Raw genomic sequence first — 21615 nt, forward strand, 5'->3', positions numbered from 1 at the left:
TCCTCCTTCAATTAAATCAGCGAAGGGCGAACCAGCACTTTCACGCCCCGCGGGACATGGACAGCCACAACCGCGCCTTCGGTTCCGTTCATTTTTATCCAGCCAAGACCGGAAATAAATACATCGCTGCGGCTACCTCTGGCAATTCTGAATTCATGCCGCTGCCAGGAGGGAAGTTTATCGACATCGTCTTTTGCCGGGGGGGACAGCATTTCGCCGCGGTGATCCCGGTACAGGTCGTCTGCCCGCTCCAGTTTGGTACGATGAATATTCAAGCTGCCGCTGATGAAGCAGGTGAACGATTGATGCTCGCCCTGCACGAAATCAAACCGGCCCAACCCGCCGAAAAAGAGCGTCTGTCCCGCGTTCAGCTGGTACACCGCCGGTTTTAGCGGCTTCGCGGGCATAACCGCGTCCAAATCCCGCCGCTCAACCAACTCGCTGTAGCGCCACGGATAGACGATCCCCGGTGTGTCGATGATGTAATGACCGTCGTCAAGAGGAATCTTGACACTGTCAAGCGTCGTGCCGGGATACCGGGACGTCGTCAATTCCTGCTCCAGATCGCTATAGTCCGAGATGAGCCGGTTGATCAGCGTGGACTTGCCTACATTGGTCGCGCCCACAACAAAAACATCGCGGCGGCCGCGCAGCGAAGACACCGAAGCCAGCAGCCGGTCGAAGCCTTGTCCGCGCTTGGCGCTGCAGAGCACGATTTCTTCCGTCTTCAGTCCAAGCTCTTTGCTGCGCTGCTGGACCCAGTTGCGCAGCTTGTTCCAGTTGGTCACCTTTGGCAGCAAATCGCATTTGTTCACGGCCAGAATGACCGGATTGCTGCCGACGAACCGCTGCAGTCCCGAAATCAGACTGCCCTCAAAGTCGAACAGATCGACGATGTGGACGACAAGCGCGTTCTTCTCTCCGATGCCGGAGAGAAGGCGAAGAAACTCGTCCTGATCTACGGAAACCGAGGAGACCTCGTTATAATTTTTGATGCGGAAGCACCGCTGGCAAACGACGGGCTCCCGGTCATAAGCCGCCTCCGGCAGGTATCCGGGCCGGTCCCGGTTGTCCGTCTGCAGTTTAACGCCGCAGCCGCTGCAGCTGACGGGACGCTGCGGTTCGATCTGTTCGTTCATTCGTGTTGTTCCTCCTCATGCCACAATCCTTGTTTGCGCAATCTGGTCAGCGCGATCCGTTCCACACGGCGGTTGATGCGTGTGCCAATTCCCTCGTCCTCCGGAGAAATCGGCAGAACCAGGACGGTATACAGTCCCAGGCGGTTGCCTCCGTATACATCCGTCAGCATTTGGTCGCCGACCACGATCGTGCTCTCCGGCGCAAGGTCCATCAGCTTCATAGCCTTGCGGAAGGGCGCGTTGGTTGGCTTGCGCGCTCCATGGACGAATTCGATGTTCAGCGGCGTCGCAAACCGCGAAACGCGGTCCATATTATTGTTGGATACGATCACCAGCTTAAAGCCGAACTGCTTCACCTTCTCGAACCACTTCAGCAGCTCCGGCGTGGCCAGTGGCGCCTTGGCGCCCACCAGCGTGTTGTCTAGATCGGTAATGATGCCCCGGTAACCCTTCGAATACAGAGACTCGAGATCAATATCGAACACCGTATTCACCCGCAGTCTGGGGACAAGCATTTCAAACATACGTTCACCTCGATTTCATACGACAAACTATATCATAATCTTTACGCTTCGGAAATGATTGTTGGACGGGGAAATCCACGCCGCCTGTACTCAATTCGCCCGCATCAGATTTTTACGCAGCCGCAAAGCTTCAGTATACACCGACTGCCAATCTTTGTCTTCAATTACTTCCGGGCTGTACTTCGCCTTCTCGAACCAGCCGAGCAGCGCCGCAAGCGCAGCCGAAGCTCCGGGACGCTCGCCGCTCCAGCGGAAGACCGACTCCCTGAGCGTCTCATGCTTCTCTCTGGCAAAGCCTTTTCGGCGCATAAACGCGACCCAGCGCTCCGTCTCGGCCACGATCTTCTCGGCCGGAGTCAGCGGCCGTCCGCTGCGCATTCGCTGCAGCAGGAAGCGAAGATTGAACCGGTGATTCCACATCAGGTACGCCGCCCAACCCGCAACGATGACGGCTGCTGCGGCAACGGTCCACGTTCCTGCGGACAAGCTGTTCTCATTAGCGTCCTGACCGGCAGCCTGCTCTGGATTCTGCGTGTTCCCGCCGGGAGGCTCGGAAGCCTCCGGCTCCGGATCGGACTCGCTTTGCGTCAGCATTGGAGCATTGAAGCCGGGTGTCGCCTCCACCGGAATCCACCCGTAGTCCCCGAAGTATACCTCGGCCCAGGAATGGGCGTCGGCATTTGTGATCGTGTAGTTATTGTTAACAGTCTGCCCAGGCCGCAGCGCAAGGCTGTCGGGAAGCTGGGCCTGCTCGCCGGGCGCATAGCCTTTGACCCAGCGGGCCGGAATATTCAGCGAACGGGCCATGGTCACGAGAGCGGTGGAATAATAATCGCAGTACCCCTCTTTAATCTCAAACAGAAAGCTTTCCACAAAATCCCTGCTTTTTTTGCGGGAAAGGTCGGGTTCATTCGTATAAGGAAACGTTTGTTGTAAGTATTGTTGCAGAAGCAGCGTCTTTTCATACGGAGTCTGCGCAGTTGCCGTAACTTCCTCAGCCAGCCTTCGCACATTTTCAGGGAAATTGTCCGGAAGCTGCAGGAACTGATCAGAAATATCCTTTCCGCCGTACAGCTCAGAGGACGTCTTGGAGCTCAGCTCTTCGACCGGAACGACGGGCAGCTCGGAAGTCAGCACATACGTTTTGGGGTACGCGGCAGAGCTTGACTGGTCAATGACCAGTTCTCCGTCCCGGCTTCGCCACAATATACCTTGCGCCTCTTTCCCCCCGTCGATCGATTCGATCTTGGAAATAGAATAGGCACCAAACAGCACCGGATACCGGTTGTTGCCCAGCATCCGGACGGTGTATTGCACCTCCTGGGTCTCGGTGGCAGCGGCATAGTCGTTCTCCAGGGTCTGTCCCGCCTCCGCCGGCTCCAGGCCGCTTTGTCTGCTGCGGATATTGTCGCTCCAGCCTCTGCCGGAGTAGACGCTTCTCGTCTCTCCGCGCATATAAATGCGCGAATCCGAAGTGACCGACATCACGGGAGAGTAATCGAAGGCGAAGCCGCCTCCGAGATTGGAATCATTGAGACTGTAGCCGGAAGCCGTTCCTGCCGCCCCCGTGCCGCTTGTTCCGGTTCCGGCCTTTGCGGCGGTTTTATTTTGCGGCGCACCGGTCCCGTTCCACTCCCTCCAGGCTGTATAAGGATCGGTCAGCGTAGGCTTAACCGTCGGCGCATTGACGCCGGTAAGAATGACCAGCGCAAAAATAACGGCGATATTGACCGCTATTTTCAGCGGATAATCGAGCAGATACTTCCAGCTTCGTGGATAGCGCCGCTGAAAGCTCTTCAAATGATTGCTGACAAGCCAGCCCAGCCCGGCGAACACCGTCCATGCGACTTCCTGCCACAGCACCGAAGGCGTGAACGAATCCAGCGCCGCGAAAGCGGCGATATTCATCCCGATAAACAGCAGAATGCGGCTCTTGGTCGTCACCAGGAGAGAGGCCGACAGCATAAGGGCCCAGGCAACCAGCGCGAACCAGAGATACGGCGTCATCTGCGAAAATATTCCGGGCAGCCGTTCGCCGAGCGAATCCAAAGGATAAGGGATGAAAAGGCCGTAATATTGAACGGTCCGGTATACGGTGTACAGAACAGCGGCCGCTTCAAGTAAAATCCGGTAGAAGACGGAAAACGGAAGCAGAATTTCAATACCCGCCGCTATCGCTAGCGAAATCAGCACTGCGGCGCTTGTCTGCTGCAGCCAGATCGGATCAGTAAAGGAAAGCCACTGAAGCGCTATGATTAATATCCAAAGCAGACTTAAGGAATGATGCCATGACGATTTCAGAAGGTTCCACCAGTTCTTCATCCCCAGTTCCCTCCCAGCGCGCCCGGCAGCTCATGAAGCGCGCTCACCTTGTACCCGATGACGCCGTGGGATTGCAGTTCATCCTGCCAGTCGCCGCGGCGCATACCGGGCGGATTCTGGACTTGAATATGGCAGGGAGTCATTCCCATGCCCTCGGCCCAGCGCAGGGTTCTAAGCACATTCTCGCCGGTCTGCGGGCTGATCAATACGAAATAGGCGCCTTTGGGAAACATCCGGCTGCTCTTTTCCAGTCTCGGAACAAGCGGCCCTTTCCCCTCTCCGTTGATGTCAATGAGGTACTGGACCATCTTCTGCCTCTCCGTCCCGCTTTCGGCGGGAGCGAACACTTTGGTGTTCCTGTCGAGGCAGCACATTCCGATGCCGATCCGTTCCCGGATGCCGTAGCCGAGAAGCGAAGCCGCCGTAGACACGGCAAGCTCAAATTGCGCGGATGAGGAATAAGCGGATGAGGTTCCGTCGAGAATAAGCATCGTTTTGGGCAAGGATTCATGTTCAAACTCTTTGGATTTCCATGCTCCCGTCTTGGCTGTCGCATTCCAGTGAATCCGGCTCATGCGGTCGCCGTAGACGTAATCGCGGACGCCGTTGATTTGCGTCGTCTCCCGGCGGGACGGGGACAGCGAAGCCTGGGGTCCGGAAAGACGGGAATTCCGTTCATACATCATCCATCTGGGGATATGGACGATGCGCGGCAGCACCCTGAACTGTCCCTGAGCCAGAAAGGTTCCTCTGTACTCGACCAGCCCGAAAATATCCTCGCTGGCAACCTCCGTATCGGAAAAAGTATAACGGCCGCGTTCCAAAGGAGGCGTTTGGAACTTGAGCTCTCCCCGCCCCCTGAAGTTCGGAACAACGCTCTCCTCGAAGACCCACGACTCTCCGTTATGCCTTTTGAGCATTTCGCGGACAATGATAAAGGGCAGGGGCAAAAAGCCCGGAAGCGCAATTTCGAGCTTGACCCGCAGATGCCCGCCCGCATGCAGCACATCCAGCTTGTCTCCATCGCCGGACAGGGAACGGGCGCCCCGCGCTCTTCGCACTCCGGCAAACCCGCCGGCGAGCAAATACGCCAGCAGCACCGATACCATAGTGAACAGCATAAACGACGTTTTGCCGCCTTGAAACAGCACATACAGCAGAGTAACACACCAAACCGCGAAGATGCCGGCCAGCTTCGCCGGAAGCCTCACGGCGGCTGCGGACAAATAGCGTCTCATACTATTGCCTCATCGTAACAGGCACCTGAATGCTCTGCAGAAGATTAGCCAGGAGAGTATCCGAGCTGACGCTGTCCAATCGGGATTCGGGTCGGAGCAGAATGCGGTGGCCGAGCGTATAAGGCGTCAGCGACTTCACATCATCCGGCAGCACATAATCGCGCTGATGCAGAAAGGCATAGGCTTTGCATGCCATCATAAAAGACAGCGCGGCGCGGGGGCTCGCCCCGAGCATAACCAGCGGATGCTCTCTCGTTCCGCGGACGATGTCGAGCAGATAGCCGAGAACCGGCTCGCTGATATAGACTTCGCGGATTTCCTGTTGGATGGAGGCGATCTGCTCCATTCCCGCAACCGGCTGGAGCCTGTCCACGGGCTGGCCCTCCTGGTGGGTCAGAAGCAGGTTTCTCTCCGTGGCCGCATCGGGGTAGCCGAGGCTGATCCGCAGCATGAAGCGGTCGAGCTGCGCTTCCGGCAGCGTGTAGGTGCCTTCGAAATCGATCGGGTTCTGCGTGGCGCACAGCATGAACGGATGCGGAAGCTCGTAGGTCTCGCCGTCCACCGTCACATTGCGCTCCTCCATAACCTCAAGCAGCGCGGACTGCGTCTTCGTGGTAGCCCGGTTAATTTCGTCGGCGAGCAAAATATTGGTCATTACCGGCCCCGGACGGAAGTGGAACATCTCGTCCCTGGGATGATACACCGAGACACCGGTAATATCGCTCGGCAGAATGTCGGGATTGCACTGAATCCGGCGGTAGTCGCCGGAGATGGATCTTGCAAGCGCGCGAATCAGCTGAGTTTTGCCCGTTCCCGGCACATCCTCGATCAGGACATGGCCGCCTGCAAGCAGTGCCGTCAGCAGCAGCTCTATTTCAAACGTTTTTCCGAGAATACAGGATTCCAAATTGGCGCGGACAGCATTTACGGTATGCATCGATTCTTGGCGTACGGGCATATATAGTAAACCTCCTATGTCAGGATAAATGGTATGCTTACTATTTTACATGATTAAGAGGGGCAAAGTACATTCGGCAGGGCTCCCGAAACGAAGAAAACGCGTACATATATACGTATTTTCTGTTTGAGCAGGAATAAGCCTGCCCGCGCCCCAAATATTTCGTTCTTTGAAGCAGGATTCCCAATAAATTGAAAGAATCCTTCCATTGACAAGATTCCATCAAGGTTGGGGGTTCGGTATGAACGCGGAACAGCGCAAGACATGGAATGAAGATCACAAACGGATGACGGCCATGATTCTTATTCCTCAGGAGCATAAGGAAGCGGTAGCTCTGCTGCTGCGGCAGCATGCCCTGCTGTATGCGGCTCACGGGGATGTGGACGGAACTGCGGATTATGGGGAACTGATTCTTAAGGGAACCCGGGAAGAAGAACTGAGGCATTATCCGGTAAAATCCCCCGATACGCGGAATTCAATCGTTTGGCATCTGTGGCACAGCGCCAGGGTGGAGGATATCACCATGAACATGCTTGTTGCCGGCACGGGACAGGTCCTGGATACGGACGGGATGTTTCAGAGTCTGAATATCCCGTTCTCCCATTCCGGCAACGAAATGACCGAAGCGGAGATGGCCAAGCTGAGCGAGGAAATTTCAATCGAAGGTCTGCTTGCTTACCGGCGGGCCGTCGGGCGGAGAACGCAGGAGATCATAGCTCCGCTGGAGCCGGGACAGTTCAGACGGAAGGTGGATGCGGGCCGGATCATGGCTGTTCGGGAGCAAGGCGCGGTTACGGAAAAATCGGACTGGCTGGCGAAATACTGGAGCGGCAAAACGATAGGCGGCTTGATGCTGATGCCTGCGACACGGCATAACTTCGTTCATCTTAACAAGGCGTTGCGGATCAAAAGCAAGCTGCAGCGGCGCCGGTGATCGGCGAGGAACGTTGCTGGTACACCCTTAGATAAAAAACAACCCGCCGGAAGCCATGTCCGGCGGGTTGTTCCAATCAGCCTTTTGGCCGCACGAGCAGCGCAGCCAGGAAAGAAAATACGATCGCCGAGGATATACCCGCGCTCGTAATGTTGAAGACCCCTGTGACTACACCGATCCAGCCAACCTGTTCCAGCTCAATAAGCGCGCCGTGCACCAGCGAGTTGCCGAAGCTGGTAATCGGTACGGATGCCCCAGCGCCGGCGAATTTCACGAGCGGGTCGTAAATTCCGACCGCGTCCGCTATCGCACCGGCGACCACGAGCGCGCTCATCGTATGCGCCGGAGTCAGTTTGAGCACGTCGAACATCAACTGGCCGACTACACAGATCAGGCCTCCGACCACAAACGCCCATACAAAAATCATGCTTGCTCACCTCCGCTCTCCAGCGAAACCGCATGCGCAATACAAGGGATGCTTTCGCCCTGCTGGTACGTTAGCGGCGAGAGAAGCGCTCCAGTGGCAACGACAAGGACTCGCTTTAGCTGTCCTTTTTTCATGCGTTTCAAGATGTGTCCGTAGGTAACGGTCGCCGAACAGCCGCAGCCGCTGCCGCCCGCGATGACATATTTCTGTGTTTCCCGGTCGTAAATCATCAGGCCGCAGTCGGAAAATTCGGTCTGTTCCATCGGGATGCCTTCCTTGGCGAGCAGTTCCTTGGCTATGGGCAGGCCGACCGAAGCGAGGTCGCCGGTCACGATCAAATCGTAATAACCCGGAGACAGCCCTGTATCGCGAAAATGCGCCGTGATCGTATCCGCCGCGGCAGGCGCCATTGCGGAGCCCATATTAAAAGGGTCTTTAATATCAAAATCCATAATTTTTCCAAGGGTGGCGGAAGTGACAAACGGCCCGGTCTGCGTTCCGTCGTTTCGGGTAATAATAGCGCAGCCCGAACCTGTAACGGTATACTGGGCGGTCGGCGGTTTTTGCGAACCGTATTCGGTAGGATACCGGAATTGCTTCTCCACCGTACAGTTATGGCTGGCGGTCCCGGCAAGGGCATATTTGGCTCCTCCGGAATCGACGATCATCGACGCGATCGCCAGGCTTTCCATAGAGGTGGAGCAGGCACCGAATACGCCGAGGTAGGGAGTGCCGAGCTTTTTTGCGGCGAAAGAAGCGCTGATAATCTGGTTCATCAAATCGCCGCCCACGAAAAATTCCAGCTGCTCCTGCTTAATTCCCGCTTTAATCAGCGCCAATCGGGCAGCCTTTTCGAACAGCCGCCGTTCGGCCTTTTCCCAGGTACTCTCATCCATCTTCAAGCTGTCGTACACAAAGTCAAAATCCGAGGCGAGCGGACCTTCGCCTTCTTCGGGTCCTACCACCGCCGAAGCGCCAAGGATGGCGGGCCGGGATGTGAACTGCCACGTCTGCTTGCCGAGCTGCTTCATATGTGTCCTCCTCCATGCCCCAGGAAGATGTAGACGATGCCGATAATGAAGGCTGCCACGACTCCGAAGACAATGACCGAACCCGCGAGCTTGAACATGTTGGTCGCCATGCCCAGCACTATCCCTTCGGACCGGTACTCAAGCGCCGACGAGCACATGCTGTTGGCAAAACCTGTTACGGGAACTGCAGTTCCGGCCCCGCACCACTGCGCCAGCTTGTCATACACGCCAAAGCAGGTAAGAATGACGGAGATCAGAATCAGCACGGCTACGGTCGGGCTGGCCGCCTCCCTTGGATTCATGTTGAAGTTGGCCATGAACATTTCCTGTATGGCCTGTCCGATCAAGCATATAAGACCTCCTGACAGGAACGCGCGAAAGCAGTTTTTCAGAATTGGCCTGGACGGCTCGTGCTTTTTGGCCATTTGCTTATAAGCCTGCGGTGTCAGGGAATCAAGCTGCAGCTTGACCCCCGAACGTTTGGTTTTTGCCGGCAATGAAGGCACCCCCTGTGGATTGCGAAGGCTGGCCCGCTTGCATACTGCAATTAGGACCACAAGCCGTCTTCGCATCGAAGATTTTCCTTTATTGTTTGCCGTCCGGCGTCTCCTTATGACACGCAAGGCTCAGGAAAAATACAGCAGAACCACGACAAGCAGCATAAACAGCACCAAAATGAGGATGGCTTCGCGCTCCGCTCCGGATTTCATCATTCCCTCTTTCGCTTCCTTTCAGGGCTTCCGCCTTTTGTACTCCCGAGAGCATTATATTCCCCGTCTTTCCGCCGCGTGTCCTTTTCAGGCGTAATCAAATGCGTATTTCACAATGTCTCCTTCCAATGGACAACCTGGTGCTGAAAGTTCATACTATACGTACGATAAAAAAGGAGAGATAGCCAGATGAATCAGGAAACCCTTGATATGTTCAAAGTCCTCACCGAATTCCCTTCCGCTCCCGGCTTCGAACGCGAGCTGCGTAAGCTTGTAAAAGAAGCCATGGCGCCTTATACGGACGAATTCGTCCATGACCGGCTGGGCAGTCTGTTCGGCATTCTTCGCGGCGATGAGAATGGACCGAAAATAATGGTAGCCGGCCATTTTGACGAAGTCGGATTTATGGTTACAGGCATAACCGATAACGGAATGATCCGGTTCCAGCCGCTCGGCGGCTGGCTGGCTTCCGCCGTATCCTCGCAGCGGCTGCAGATCATTACGCCCAAAGGGACGATTACAGGAATTGTCGGCAGTACGCCCATTCATCTCCTAAGTCAGGAAGAGCGTACGAAAGCCGGCGATATCAAAAAAATGTTCATAGATATCGGAGCGGAAAGCCGCGAGGAAGCCATGGAATTCGGCGTCGTTCCCGGACAGCAAATCGTTCCGATCTGTCCCTTCACCCCTCTCGCCAACCCGAAAAAAATATTGGCAAAAGCCTGGGACAACCGTTACGGCGTAGGACTCGCCATCGAGCTGGTTAAGGAGCTCAGCGGCAAGAAGCTGCCGAACACCGTCTTTGCCGGCGCAACCGTGCAGGAAGAAGTAGGCCTCCGGGGGGCCGGGACGGCGGCCAACCTGCTTCAGCCGGATATTTTCTTCGGGCTCGATGCAAGCGCAGCCGCGGATATGACGGGGGACCGTCAGGCTTTCGGACGGATTGGCGACGGCGCGCTGCTGCGCATCCTCGATCCGACGATGATCACCCATCGGGGGCTGCTGGAATACGTGCAGGACACTGCGGATACGCACCGGATCAAGTATCAGTATTTTGTCTCCCAGGGAGGCACGGATGCGGGTCAGGTCCATTTGAGCGGAATCGGCGTTCCCTCCGCCGTGATCGGCATCTGCTCCCGTTATATCCATACACCGGCTTCCATCGTCCATACTGACGATATCGACGCGGCCAAAGAGCTGCTGATCAAGCTGGTGGAGGGACTGGACCATACCACCCTGCAGACCATTATTGAACGGAGCTAAAAGGATGGAATTTCGGGCAGCGTAAAATATGACGGAGCAACTGAAAGCCCGCGCCGGACCTTTACGGTCTTGCGCGGGCTTTTTTCGGCCGCTTGCATCAAGTGGAGTTCGGCGTAAGAAAAGTAGCGTGATAAAGTAGTGTGACAGGTTGATATGAACTTATTATGAAATTTTCATATAATGATTTTATCATATATCAGACCGTGAAATTGTCCGTCTGTACCTGTATAGGTACCCTGCCGTCTCTTTCGGGAGCTACGCCTGCTTCAATTCGTTACGCTTCAAAGCGTGATCCGGACTTAATTCGTTGTAATGCTTCAGCACCGCTTCGTGAATCTCATGGCCCGCCGGGATGCCCGTATACATAGTAACCGTCGCTTCCAGCCCGGCTTCGGCTATGGAAGCTTGAAGCTCGGCGGCTTCGGGGTCTTCCGTCACATCGAACAGCAGCGCTCCCGCCATCGACCTTGCCAGCGCCATGAAGCTTAAATTCCGGTCATAGGCCTGCATCGCCGGGGAAACGAGCCGGTCGGCGGGGGACAGCTTGCGGATCGGCGAGCGGCCAACCCGGGACACTTCATCCGTCAGCGCCGGGTTACGGAAGCGCTCGAGATTTTTGTCTATATACTTGCTGTGCTCCTTCGGGTCCAGGCCATGCTTGTGCACCAATACGGCTCCGGTTTCTTCCAGCACCTCACGAACCGAAGCGGTGAGTTCTTCGTCCTCCATCGCCTGCTGAATCGTTTCGTAGCCCCGAAGATAGCCAAGATAGGCGGCCGAGCAGTGTCCGGTGTTCACCGTGAACAGCTTGCGTTCAATATAAGGCTCCAGATTATCGACATAAAGGACGCCATCCACCCTATGATATCCCGGAATCATTTGCGAGGAATCAACCACCCATTCATAGAACGGTTCCACCACAACTTTCAAAATATCCTCATGCTGCTGAAGCGGAACGATCCGGTCCACCGCAGCGTTTGGAAAAGCGATCACTTTATCCGCCTTGCTCCGGGTCTCTTCATCCAGCTTGGCGTAGACCAGCTCTTTAAGCCGCGCGCTCCCGCCGATCGCATTCTCGCAGGCAATGATATGGAGCGGCTCGGATAATCCGCCCGCTAACCGCTGCGACACGCCTTTCGCAATAACCTCCGCAATATGCTTCAAAACAGAAACACCAACTGCCGTTGTTATAAGATGTGCATTAGCGACGGCAGCCGCCACCTCCTCTCCCTGGAAGGCGCTGCTGAGCGCAGTCACGTTGCTTACCGTTACCGTCTCCCGGCCTTCGCTGGCCAGGGTAACCGTGTATTCGCTGCGTTCCTGCAATTCCCGCACCACTTGTTCGTTTACATCCACAAAGGTCACTTCATAGCCCGATTGCGACAGCAGCAGTCCGATAAAGCCTCTTCCTATGTTGCCCGCACCAAAATGAACAGCTTTCATCGCTTTAGACGCCTCCTTCGAAAATACCGATAATGTCAGCAGGACTGGCGGCATTCATCACCCGTTCAATCGCGTCGTCTTCCGTGAAGATCATAGCCACATTGGTGAGGATCTCCATATGGTCATCCCCAGCGGCCGCAATGCCGATCACCACGAACGCCGGCTCGTCGCCCCCAAAATCGACGCCTTCCGGAAAGCGGGCGACGGACAGTCCCGTGGATTTGATATACGGTTTCGCATCCTTGGTGCCATGGGGAATGGCGAGTCCGCCTCCCATATAGGTTGATACGACCTGCTCCCGTTCCAGCATCTTCGGAACATAGTCCTCCGTCACATGGTCCCCTTCAACCAGCAGATGGCCGGCGATTGCTATCGCTTCGTATTTGTCTTTTGCGGCGGCATTCATCACAATTTTATCTTCCGACAGTATGCTCATTACGTTTCTACTCCCTTTCACTTTTTATTTTCGAAAAATCGCAGTAGTCCGGCGGACAGGTAGGATCGGATCTCGGGCTCCGGCCTTTCTTCAAGCAGATGGACCAGCTCCGAATCGAGCAGCATGGCGCTGATCTCGCTAAGCACTTCCAGGCTTTCCTTAGAAAGCTTCCGCGGGGCAAGCATCAACAGCACCGTTCCGACCTCGGTATGACCATCCAGAACAAGCGGCCGCTTTAGCCGGTATGCGGTCAATGATGACATCTGCACATGACTGCTGCGGGTATGGAAGAGCGCAAGTCCGGTATCCGGTATAACCTGGCTGGCCATCCGTTCCCGCTCCAGCAGTTTCTCCAGCAGGATTTCCGGAGCGTCGATTACGCCGCTGCCGTGCAGCTTATCCAGCATTTTCCGGATCGTGTCCGGCAAATCCGTCCCTTCATTGTCTAGCGGGCCGCACCGGAAGCGTTCGATCAATCCTTCGATCTCATCAAGCAGCCCTCTGTAGCTTCTGATTCGGTCCGCGGCTGCTTCCACGTCAGACGGTTGATTGTGTTCGGGAAAGGCCGGGCTGTCTTTCTCCGTCAGCGTCATGTTCTGGATGTAGCGCATCAGCTTGTCGATTTCTTCCGCCGTAAGCAACGGGCTGATTTTGATATATTTGTCCTTCTCCAGCGGAAGATCGATCGTCGAAATAATCAGGTCGTAATCTTCCCTGGAGATTCGGGCCGCTTCGTACCAGGAGGCATTGCCCCGTATTTCGAGCTGCGGCATTTCCTTTCGCAGGCGTTCCCCCAGCAGCCGGGAAGAGCTGAGGCCGCTTGCGCAGACGAGAATGGCCCGCACCTTGTGGTTCAGTTGATTGAGCCGCTCCGCCGAGGCGCCGAAATGCATGACCAGAAAAGCGATCTCTTCATCCGGGACGGCCAAATCTAGCCCTAGCTCTTCCACCGCATCGCGGATGATGCGGAACAAATACTGGTAGTCCTTGCGGATCAGCCCCAGCAGCGGATTACGGATGCGGGTTCCTTCACGGATTCTCCTGATGGCCAGCTCAATATGCTCCAGCAGTCCTTCCCTCAGAATACGGTCGCCCTGGAACGGAATCCCGGTTCGTTTGACAACCTGTTCCGTCAGACGGTACACAGTATCCATCAGCCCGATGTCCCCGTAGACGAAATCCGCGGACGAAATCGATTCCTGCGCTCGGTCCAGCAAGCCGGCGATATATCCAATCTCGGCTTTCGGAAGCTTCAGCGCAAGCTTCTCCTCCAGCCGTTTAACGAACTGTTCCGCCCCGGAAATGTTCCGGAGCTCGGGCTTCCTTGAATAGACCGCATCCTCGGTACCGCGGATAACCATGCCGATTTCTCCGCGTCTTACGCTGACGGACAGGCCGAGCAGCAGCTCCATGTATACATTTTCCGTCAGTTCGGACGTCCAGCTCCATTCCATATCCCACAGGAGACTCTCCACCGTCAGGAATCGGCCCTGGCCAACAGCGTCAAGCAGCTTCCTGAAGACGATACTTTCTCCCGTTCGAGGCACCCGGCTGACCAGATCCGATTGATCCAGATGCTCTGCCGCCAGCCTGCTGAGAGCACGCCGCTTGTCGGCTTCGCCGCCGGCGATCTCGACGCCGTAGCCTCTTCTTCGAACAAGCTGAAGTCCGAATTTGTGGACCCACGGCTCCAGTTCATCGAGATCGTTGCTGACGGTGGCTACCGTCACTTTCAAGGTATGCGCCAGGGCGAACAGCTTCAGAGGCTCTTCCGTCTCCAGCAGTGAGCACAGTTCGAATAATTGGCGCTCTTCGCCGGAATACTCCGCCGGTTTTTCTTCCTGCAGAAAGATTCGAAGCTGCTCAAGTCCCTTTTCCGATCCGTTCACCTGAATGCCTTTTCCGGATTTCCGGCTTAGGGCCAGCCCGAAATCATGGAGGATCTGCTCGGTATCCTCCATTTCCCGGTGAACGGTTCGCACGCTGACTCCGATGTTTCCGGCTATTTCCGCAGCCGTTATTTCCTCGCTGCTATCCAGAAGAAGCATAATCATCTGGCGCTGTCTGGCGGTCATCTTACTTTTCATGGGACCCTCGCCTTCGCCTTAGGCGGAGACGACGCCGGCATTAAGCCTGCCGGCATCCTCCCGCAATTGTAATTAGTAGTGGGCAAACCTCATTTCAAACGTTCAACCAGTTCGTCGTATCTTGGACTCTTCAAGAAATTGTCGATTGAAACATGCTCGGCTGTCGGATTGCTTGCGATGGCCCGGTCCGTCAATGACTTTTGGGTGACGACAATGTCGGCGTCGGCCGGAATTTCACTGACAGGAGAGTTCACAACCGTGATATGGATTCCCGCGTTCTGCAGTTTCTTTCTCAGGACGGAAGCGCCCATGGCGCTGGAGCCCATGCCTGCGTCGCAAGCGAATACAATTTTCCGCACGTCGTCTTTGCTGCGTACGTTAACGGCCGCAGTGGAAGCGGCTGCCGTTTGAGCGGCTGTGCCTGCCGTTTTCATGTCTCTGATTTTGGCCGAAGCTTCTTCCAAATCGATTTCTTCTGAGCTCTGCTTAACCGTTTTCAAGAGCAGTGTAGCAAGCACGAAGGATACGGCTGTCGCCGCGATAACCCCTGCGAACACCGGCAGGTAGCCGCCTTTAGGCGTCATTGCGATGTAAGCGAAGATACTGCCCGGGGAAGGAGGAGCAGACAAGCCCGCACCAAGCAGTTGGAACGTAAAGGTGCCTGTTACACCGCCGCCGATAACCGCCAGAATCAGACGCGGATTCATCAGAATGTACGGGAAGTAAATCTCGTGAATGCCGCCCAGGAAGTGAATGATGATCGCGCCGGGAGCCGACGATTTCGCCGAGCCTTTGCCTACCAGCCAGTATGCCAGCAGAATACCGAGACCGGGACCCGGATTGGATTCGAGCATGAACAGGATGGATTTGCCCGCTTTGGTGGCCTGCTCAACGGCAATGGGACTGAGTATGCCGTGGTTGATCGCATTGTTCAGGAACAGCACTTTGGCCGGCTCAATGATAATGTTGACGAGCGGCAGTAGTTGGTGGTTAACCAGAAATTGAACGCCGCTCGACAGGATGTTCGTCAACCCTTGAATAACCGGTCCGATTCCGGTGTACGCGCCAAGCGCAAGGGCTCCGCCAATGATGCCGAGCGAGAAGTTGTTGACGAGCATTTCGAAGCCCGCTTTGATCTTGCCGTCGACCGAGCGGTCGAATAATTTCAGCACCCAGCCGGCCAGCGGACCCACAAGCATGGCTCCGAGAAACATTGGGATGTCCGAGCCGATGATAACGCCCATCGTGACCACAGCGCCGATAACGCCGCCGCGCTTGCCGTGAACCATCGTCCCGCCCGTGTAACCGATCAGAAGCGGCAGCAGGTAGGTTATGATCGGGCCAACCAGTTTGGCGAGGTGCTCGTTAGGCGCCCAGCCTGTCGGAATGAATAATGCTGTAATTAATCCCCAAGCGATAAACGCGCCGATATTCGGCATAACCATACCGCTCAAGAGACGGCCTATTTGCTGTACCCTCACCCGCACACCGCCGGATGCCGCTTGCTTAGTTGCCAATGTGGCCATGTATATTGCCCCCTTGAATTAATAGAATGTAAAGCCTTTCAACAAGCTTGAAGGAAAGTCATTTCCTATGAATTCATCATAGATCGAAGCGCTTTCTTTGTCACCAAATTGAAAATATGATTTCGGCATGAACGTTGTTGACAACATTTAAGAGCAGTGTGGTTGACATCAATATAGGACCTACTTATACTAATATCAACTTTAAAGGTAGTTCGTATAACCCCGATAATCGGTTCGGGGGCTCTACTGGGGTCCGTAAAATCCTAACTACGAACGCAATATTTCATATATTGCGCTCGCAGTTGGGATTTTTTGCATTTCAAATTAACAGGGGAGGTTTAGCATGAGCACACTGCTGATCAAGAATGCCCGCAACATTATCACCATGGACGCGCAGCGCCGCTGCCACCCGGGAGGAAGCCTGTTCATCGAAGGCCAGGAAATCAAAGCCATCGGGACGGATATTCCCTATGAGGACGCCGACACCATTATTGACGCCTCGGGAAAGATCGTTTATCCGGGGCTGATCAACACCCATCACCATTTATATCAGACATTCACGAGGAACATCCCGTGGGCCCAGGACTGCGAGCTGTTCGACTGGCTGCTGACGCTGTACGAGATTTGGCGCCATATGCGGCCGGAGGATGTATATCTGAGTGCCATGGTAGGCCTTGGCGAACTGCTCAAGACCGGCTGCACGACCGCTTCCGATCACTTTTACTGTTTTCCGGAAGCCGTGAGCGGAGAGCTGATCGATGAAGAAATCCGCGCCTCCGGGGAGCTGGGCATCCGGTTTTACCCGACGCGGGGCTCCATGAACCTGGGCAGATCGCAAGGGGGACTTCCGCCGGACGAGGTGACGCAGACGGCGGATGTCATCCTGGCGGACACCCGCCGGGTCATTGAAACCTATCATGACGCCTCCAAATTCGCCATGGTTCGGGTCGGCGTTGCGCCTTGCTCGCCTTTTTCGGTATCCGAAGATCTTCTGCGGGAATCCGCCCGTTTGGCGCGCAGCTACGGAGTCCGGATGCATACCCATCTGGCCGAGACGAAGGATGAGGAAGACTTCTGTCTGGCCAAGCTCGGGCTCCGTCCGCTGGAATACATGGAGAAGACGGGATGGATCGGCCGCGATGTGTGGTATGCGCACGGCATCCATTTTAACGGCGACGAAATACACAGGATGGGCGCTTGCGGCTGCGGCGTCGCCCATTGTCCGAGCAGCAACATGAAGCTGTCGTCGGGAGTGTTCCCCGTGCGAAGCATGCTGCAGGCGGGAGTTCACGTTGGACTTGGCGTGGACGGCTCGGCGTCCAACGATGCGTCCAATCTGCTTGGAGAAGCCCGTCAGGCCTACCTGCTGCACAAGCTGACCGCCGGAAGCGCAGGTCCTACTGCTGAAGAAAGCTTATGGCTAGGTACAGTCGGATCGTCGAGAGTGCTTGGGTGGGAGGATGCGATCGGCTCTTTGGAGGTCGGCAAAGCGGGGGACCTGTTCATGATCGACTCGCGCAGACTGGAATATGCCGGCGCTTTGTTTAACGATACGGCCCTGCCCGTCGTCACAGGCATCAGCCAGAACGTGGATATGACGGTCGTCGGCGGCCGAATTGTCGTGAAAGACGGACGTCTCGTGCACATCGAGGAAGAACGAATCGCGGAAGCCGCGGGGGCCGCGGCTCTCCGGATGGTCCAGTCGGCATCGAGACGAACCGGTGTCAATTACCTTAAGCATCGCGGACGCGTCTAGCCCGTGTCTTCGTTAGCCACAGATTATTATTCCCGAATAATTGTTCTAAAAAACAAGGCGTCCCTACTGTCATCCAAAATGACTGTAGGGACGCCTTTGTCTGTTCTTTTACTATTTACTATTTATGCCTGAATCAAGTTCGGCGGCGTCTTGCCTTCAAGCCCAGCCACCAGGTTTCTCGCCGCAGTCCAGGCCATTTCCAGCCGGGTCTCATGTGTAGCCGAACCGATATGCGGCAGCAGAACGGCATTGTCCAGCGACATAAGCGGATGATTGTCCGGAAGCGGCTCCTGCACGTACACATCCAGGCCTGCCGCCCAGATTGTTCCGCTGCGCAGCGCTTCGATCAACGCCTCTTCATCGACAGTCGCCCCTCTTGATCCGTTGACGAAAATAGCGGTTTTCTTCATCAGCTTAAATTCGCGCTCGCCGATCATCCCCCGGGTCTCCGGCGTCAGCGGCGTCATGAGGCACACGAAATCCGCCTCGGCCAGCAGCTCGTCGAGTGTGCGGTAAACCGCACCATACTGTTCCTCCAGCTTGGGATTACGGGAACGGTTATGGTAAATAATATCCATATCAAATCCGAACCGGGCGCGCTGAACGATCTTTTCTCCGATACCGCCAAGTCCGATAATGCCGAGCGTCTTATGATGAACATCGATGCCGAATAGGGCGTCATCTCTCGAATCCTTCCACTGACCGTTTCGGACATACCGGTCCAGCACCGGCATCCGGCGCGCCGTGGCCACCAGCAGACCGAAAATGGTATCGGCTACCGTATCGTTCAGAACTCCCGGTGTATTGGTCGCCATGATCCCGCGGCGGCTGATTTCGGGAATATTCAAATTATCGTATCCAACGGAAATATTGCTCACGATTTTCAGATGGGGCGCGCGGTCCAGAAATGCCGCATCGACCTCTAGTCCCGCCCCGAGTAGCCCCTCCGCATCCTTCAGCGTTTCCGTAAAAGGGGAGCCAGGTGTGTTGTCCGGGGCATTGAAACTGGACGTTTCACAGTGCTCCCTGACGTATTCCAATACTTCTTCGGGTAGTTTGCTGTATACAAGCACTTTTGGTTTCATCTATCCATTCCTCCGTATTAGATCATATCCAGCGGCATTTTTCGTTCCGGTGCGGGAAACGCCTTATCAAGCAGCTGCAACTCCTCAGCGCTTAGGCTGATTAATGCCGCCGCTGCGTTCTGAAGCACATGTTCCCGGGATGAAGCTTTCGGAATCGCAATCACGTCCCCTTCCCGGATGCACCAGGCAAGGAGAATCTGCAGGGGAGAAGCGCCGTGTGCCGCGGCAATTTCTCTGACCGTTTCATTCTCGACGAGGCCCTTCCGCAGCGATCCTGCCTGCGCGAGCGGCGAATAGGCCATGATCGGCATTTGTCGTTCACGCTGCCAGGGGAGCAGACCGCACTCGATCCCGCGCGAGCCCAAATGGTACAGAACCTGGTTCGTTGCACAGTCCGTTCCCCGGGCAAGCCGGAACAATTCTTCCATATCGTCCGTATCGAAATTGGATACGCCCCATCTGGAAATTTTGCCCTGTTCCACCAGCCGCTCCATGCCTTCGACGGTTTCTTCCAGCGGAACGCTGCCTCGCCAATGCAGCAGATACAAGTCCAGACGATCGGTCCGCAGACGCTTGAGGCTGTCCTCGCAGCTTTTGGCAATCCGCTTTAACCCGGCGTTATGCGGGTATACCTTGGATACAAGAAAAACCTTGTCCCGTATCCCCTGCATCGCTTCACCCACAACCGTTTCGGAGCGCCCTTCCCCATACATCTCCGCAGTGTCGATCAGATTCATCCCGAGTTCAACGCCCAACCTGAGCGCCTCTACCTCTTCTTCTCGGCGGGAAGCATCTTCGCCGATATTCCAGGTTCCCTGACCAATTCGGGTCACGGCGGCTCCATCCGGCAGCGCAATCCGGCTGCGGGTATTGGCCTCCTCAATTTCGGCTTTGCTTGCTTCATTGACGAAGTTGTTCATCGGTGTGCTCCTCTCTCCTCAATGATAATTCCCCGAGATATGCTGCTCCGTTCCAGACAAAATTTTGGCCACAGAACGATCTGCCCGGTATGATAGCCATAATGCGCCGGTATCCTCACGAGCAGAGTGCGAATGCTTTTTACATCCTTGGCGTCTTCTTCGGAAGCCTGCCCGCGTTTCATCCGGTTCCAGTCTCCAACATCATAAGGAACCGTAACCTCACGGTTCAAATCCCCATCCGACAAGGAGGAGAGGATCGCTTCCGACTGACGTCTCGCTTCTTTCAGCTTGGCAATAAGCCCATCCCGGGAAAAGCCGCCCTCTTCGCTAAATTCCTTGGAGCGCTCCCGAATCAACGGCCTGCCGCCAACAGCCGTTACGAAATTCTGATATTCGTTACCCGCAAGGTGCAGGCAGTAATTGCCGATGCTGTTCATACCGGGCTTGATTTTTGTCCAGATTTGTTCATCCGACAGGAGCAGCAGGCTTTTTTCGATACTCTCCAGTTGATTGTTCATGTTATCCAGCGCGTCTTTGACCAGTTCTATCATACACATCCCTCCGGGCTTCGTATGGACTTAGTACAAGCATACCATATTTTCCAGAAAAGCCGCCAAACGGGCGAAAGCTCCTAATTATTAACCCACTCGCTTCCCGCCGACACTGTTTAGCCGCACAGAAATCGGCATAGGAGCCGCCTTTTGCAACGTCATAGCTGACAGGACACGTTCTTTGACTATCCCAGATCTCATGCTGCAAGATTTCCCGGCTGCGCTTTATCCATTTCAACGCGGAGCGCGGAGAAGGCTTGGGGCTTTCTATCTCCCTTCATCACTGGTATAATTTAGTTATTTCAATACGGTTAGGAGAGAATGTCTTTCATGAGCATTGGCCTTATATTTATTGTAGTTTTGGCTTTTGTGCTGGTAAGCGGAATTATCCGAAGAGACGGACATGGCAAGCCTCCCGGCAAAACCCGGAACGACACCGAATATGATTCTTCCCTCTTTATGCTGTCCAACCCCGATCTGACCGGCAGCTCCCACAGCAATTCCCATTCCCATGGACGAAATCATCACCATCACGGCGGTTCCAATTTCGATAGCGGAAGCCAGCATCAGGGACATCACGGCGGCTCGCATGATTTCGGCGGCTTTGGCGGCCATTCCGACGGCGGACACAGCGGTGGCGGAGATGCCGGAGGCGGAGGAGACTGCGGTGGCGGTGGCGGTGGCGGAGACTGAGCTTGCCGCGTCAGTCAAGAAACGGCTTGGGCAAGTATAAATAATCAAATCAAAAATCACTTGTAAGCACAAAAAACCACTGCTGAAATTCAGCAGTGGTTCATGTGCTTGGCGGCGTCCTACTCTCCCAGGACCCTTCGGTCCAAGTACCATCGGCGCTGGAGGGCTTAACGGTCGTGTTCGGGATGGGTACGCGTGGAACCCCTCCGCCATCGCCACCAAACGGGCATTTGTTCAAGCAAATGCATACATCAGGTTTTCAGCATCGCCAAATGCTGATAGCAACTTCTGTTTACCGCAACTGCTAGAGCTGCATTCAACAGAATTCTTGCTCCCTGAAAACTGGAACCGAAACGAAACTTGCGTCTTGCCCCTTCCATGTCCGGGTCCCCGAAAAGTATTCGGCATACTCTTCGAAGCCTCCGCTTCACTTTTTGGGGTGTTTTTGGATAAGCCCTCGACCGATTAGTATTGGTCAGCTCCATGCATTGCTGCACTTCCACCTCCAACCTATCTACCTCGTCGTCTTCAAGGGGTCTTACTAATTGGGAAATCTCATCTTGAGGGGGGCT

At 55.3% G+C, this 21615-nt stretch carries 19 protein-coding genes, 2 rRNA genes and 1 riboswitch; of the genes, 4 read left to right on the plus strand and 17 right to left on the minus strand.

Translation table 11 applies throughout. The features are described from left to right. Window positions 1-11: 11 nt before the first annotated feature. The 5 genes from yqeH to EH198_RS07160 all read right to left on the minus strand — a co-directional run bounded on the left by yqeH (window position 12) and on the right by EH198_RS07160 (window position 6181). The gene (gene yqeH, locus EH198_RS07140; RefSeq protein WP_124694848.1) at window positions 12-1139 is read right to left on the minus strand and encodes a ribosome biogenesis GTPase YqeH; all 1128 of its coding nucleotides are present in this window, start codon (window positions 1137-1139) and stop codon (window positions 12-14) included. Further along, a complete protein-coding gene (locus EH198_RS07145) occupies window positions 1136-1663 on the minus strand; it encodes a YqeG family HAD IIIA-type phosphatase (protein ID WP_124694849.1) in 528 nt (175 codons plus the stop codon). The genes yqeH and EH198_RS07145 overlap by 4 nt, the downstream gene beginning before the upstream one ends. A 90-nt stretch (window positions 1664-1753) precedes the next feature. Continuing rightward, window positions 1754-3985 carry a transglutaminase TgpA family protein gene (locus tag EH198_RS07150; RefSeq protein WP_124694850.1) on the minus strand — a complete coding sequence of 744 codons (2232 nt, stop codon included), beginning with the start codon at window positions 3983-3985 and terminating at the stop codon, window positions 1754-1756. Beyond that, a complete protein-coding gene (locus EH198_RS07155) occupies window positions 3982-5223 on the minus strand; it encodes a DUF58 domain-containing protein (RefSeq protein WP_124694851.1) in 1242 nt (413 codons plus the stop codon). Before EH198_RS07155 ends, EH198_RS07150 begins: the two co-directional genes overlap by 4 nt. Before the next feature lies 1 nt (window position 5224). After that, window positions 5225-6181 carry an AAA family ATPase gene (locus tag EH198_RS07160; protein WP_124694852.1) on the minus strand — a complete coding sequence of 319 codons (957 nt, stop codon included), beginning with the start codon at window positions 6179-6181 and terminating at the stop codon, window positions 5225-5227. A 241-nt stretch (window positions 6182-6422) separates the two neighbouring features. On the opposite strand from EH198_RS07160, the gene EH198_RS07165 reads away from it, so the two are divergent. Beyond that, entirely contained in the window at window positions 6423-7115 is a 693-nt protein-coding gene (locus EH198_RS07165) for a DinB family protein (protein ID WP_124694853.1), read from the plus strand. A 76-nt stretch (window positions 7116-7191) separates the two neighbouring features. On the opposite strand, the gene spoVAE is transcribed toward EH198_RS07165, so the two are convergent. From spoVAE to spoVAC, 3 genes are read right to left on the minus strand one after another with little or no spacing between them, the layout of a single operon-like run. Then, window positions 7192-7542: a stage V sporulation protein AE gene (gene spoVAE / locus EH198_RS07170; RefSeq protein WP_124694854.1), complete on the minus strand. Its 351-nt coding sequence runs from the start codon at window positions 7540-7542 to the stop codon at window positions 7192-7194. Beyond that, the gene (gene spoVAD / locus EH198_RS07175; RefSeq protein WP_124694855.1) at window positions 7539-8573 is read right to left on the minus strand and encodes a stage V sporulation protein AD; all 1035 of its coding nucleotides are present in this window, start codon (window positions 8571-8573) and stop codon (window positions 7539-7541) included. The genes spoVAE and spoVAD overlap by 4 nt, the downstream gene beginning before the upstream one ends. Continuing rightward, window positions 8570-9070, minus strand: a complete 501-nt coding sequence (gene spoVAC, locus EH198_RS07180) for a stage V sporulation protein AC (protein ID WP_246014131.1) — start codon at window positions 9068-9070, stop codon at window positions 8570-8572. The genes spoVAD and spoVAC overlap by 4 nt, the downstream gene beginning before the upstream one ends. 402 nt (window positions 9071-9472) lie before the next feature. Between spoVAC and EH198_RS07185 the strand changes: the two genes are divergently transcribed. Continuing rightward, window positions 9473-10546, plus strand: a complete 1074-nt coding sequence (locus EH198_RS07185) for a M42 family metallopeptidase (protein ID WP_124694857.1) — start codon at window positions 9473-9475, stop codon at window positions 10544-10546. A gap of 255 nt (window positions 10547-10801) precedes the next feature. Here EH198_RS07185 and EH198_RS07190 read toward each other — a convergent pair whose 3' ends face one another. The 4 genes from EH198_RS07190 to EH198_RS07205 form a co-directional block, all read right to left on the minus strand. After that, complete coding sequence (locus EH198_RS07190; RefSeq protein ID WP_124694858.1) at window positions 10802-11989, minus strand: mannitol-1-phosphate 5-dehydrogenase; 1188 nt, start codon at window positions 11987-11989, stop codon at window positions 10802-10804. Window positions 11990-11993: 4 nt separating this feature from the next. After that, window positions 11994-12425 carry a PTS mannitol transporter subunit IIA gene (locus EH198_RS07195; RefSeq protein ID WP_124694859.1) on the minus strand — a complete coding sequence of 144 codons (432 nt, stop codon included), beginning with the start codon at window positions 12423-12425 and terminating at the stop codon, window positions 11994-11996. Window positions 12426-12442: 17 nt separating this feature from the next. Further along, window positions 12443-14512 carry a BglG family transcription antiterminator gene (locus EH198_RS07200; RefSeq protein WP_124694860.1) on the minus strand — a complete coding sequence of 690 codons (2070 nt, stop codon included), beginning with the start codon at window positions 14510-14512 and terminating at the stop codon, window positions 12443-12445. Window positions 14513-14601: 89 nt separating this feature from the next. Next, the gene (locus tag EH198_RS07205) at window positions 14602-16038 is read right to left on the minus strand and encodes a PTS mannitol transporter subunit IIBC (protein ID WP_124694861.1); all 1437 of its coding nucleotides are present in this window, start codon (window positions 16036-16038) and stop codon (window positions 14602-14604) included. Window positions 16039-16230: 192 nt separating this feature from the next. Further along, window positions 16231-16328: riboswitch (purine riboswitch) on the plus strand. 53 nt (window positions 16329-16381) lie between these two features. On the opposite strand from EH198_RS07205, the gene EH198_RS07210 reads away from it, so the two are divergent. Then, a complete protein-coding gene (locus EH198_RS07210; protein WP_124694862.1) occupies window positions 16382-17794 on the plus strand; it encodes an 8-oxoguanine deaminase in 1413 nt (470 codons plus the stop codon). Between the two features lie 122 nt (window positions 17795-17916). Here the strand turns inward: EH198_RS07210 and EH198_RS07215 are convergent, their stop codons facing one another. From EH198_RS07215 to EH198_RS07225, 3 genes are read right to left on the minus strand one after another with little or no spacing between them, the layout of a single operon-like run. Beyond that, the gene (locus tag EH198_RS07215; RefSeq protein ID WP_124694863.1) at window positions 17917-18879 is read right to left on the minus strand and encodes a 2-hydroxyacid dehydrogenase; all 963 of its coding nucleotides are present in this window, start codon (window positions 18877-18879) and stop codon (window positions 17917-17919) included. 17 nt (window positions 18880-18896) lie between these two features. Continuing rightward, window positions 18897-19799 carry an aldo/keto reductase gene (locus EH198_RS07220; protein ID WP_124694864.1) on the minus strand — a complete coding sequence of 301 codons (903 nt, stop codon included), beginning with the start codon at window positions 19797-19799 and terminating at the stop codon, window positions 18897-18899. Further along, window positions 19796-20350 (minus strand): DinB family protein, encoded by a 555-nt coding sequence (locus EH198_RS07225; protein WP_246014132.1) that lies wholly within the window; start codon window positions 20348-20350, stop codon window positions 19796-19798. Before EH198_RS07225 ends, EH198_RS07220 begins: the two co-directional genes overlap by 4 nt. Window positions 20351-20680: 330 nt before the next feature. Here EH198_RS07225 and EH198_RS07230 point away from each other — a divergent pair, with 330 nt between their 5' ends. Next, window positions 20681-21043, plus strand: a complete 363-nt coding sequence (locus tag EH198_RS07230) for a hypothetical protein (protein ID WP_124694865.1) — start codon at window positions 20681-20683, stop codon at window positions 21041-21043. A gap of 106 nt (window positions 21044-21149) precedes the next feature. Here EH198_RS07230 and rrf read toward each other — a convergent pair. Together rrf and EH198_RS07240 are read right to left on the minus strand one after the other, a co-directional pair. Continuing rightward, a 5S ribosomal RNA gene (gene rrf / locus EH198_RS07235) occupies window positions 21150-21266 on the minus strand. 222 nt (window positions 21267-21488) lie between these two features. After that, window positions 21489-21615, minus strand: a 23S ribosomal RNA gene (locus tag EH198_RS07240); the annotation flags it as partial.

It is taken from the genome of Paenibacillus rhizophilus, from assembly GCF_003854965.1.
GTDB classification, from domain to species: Bacteria; Bacillota; Bacilli; order Paenibacillales; family Paenibacillaceae; genus Paenibacillus_AQ; species Paenibacillus_AQ rhizophilus.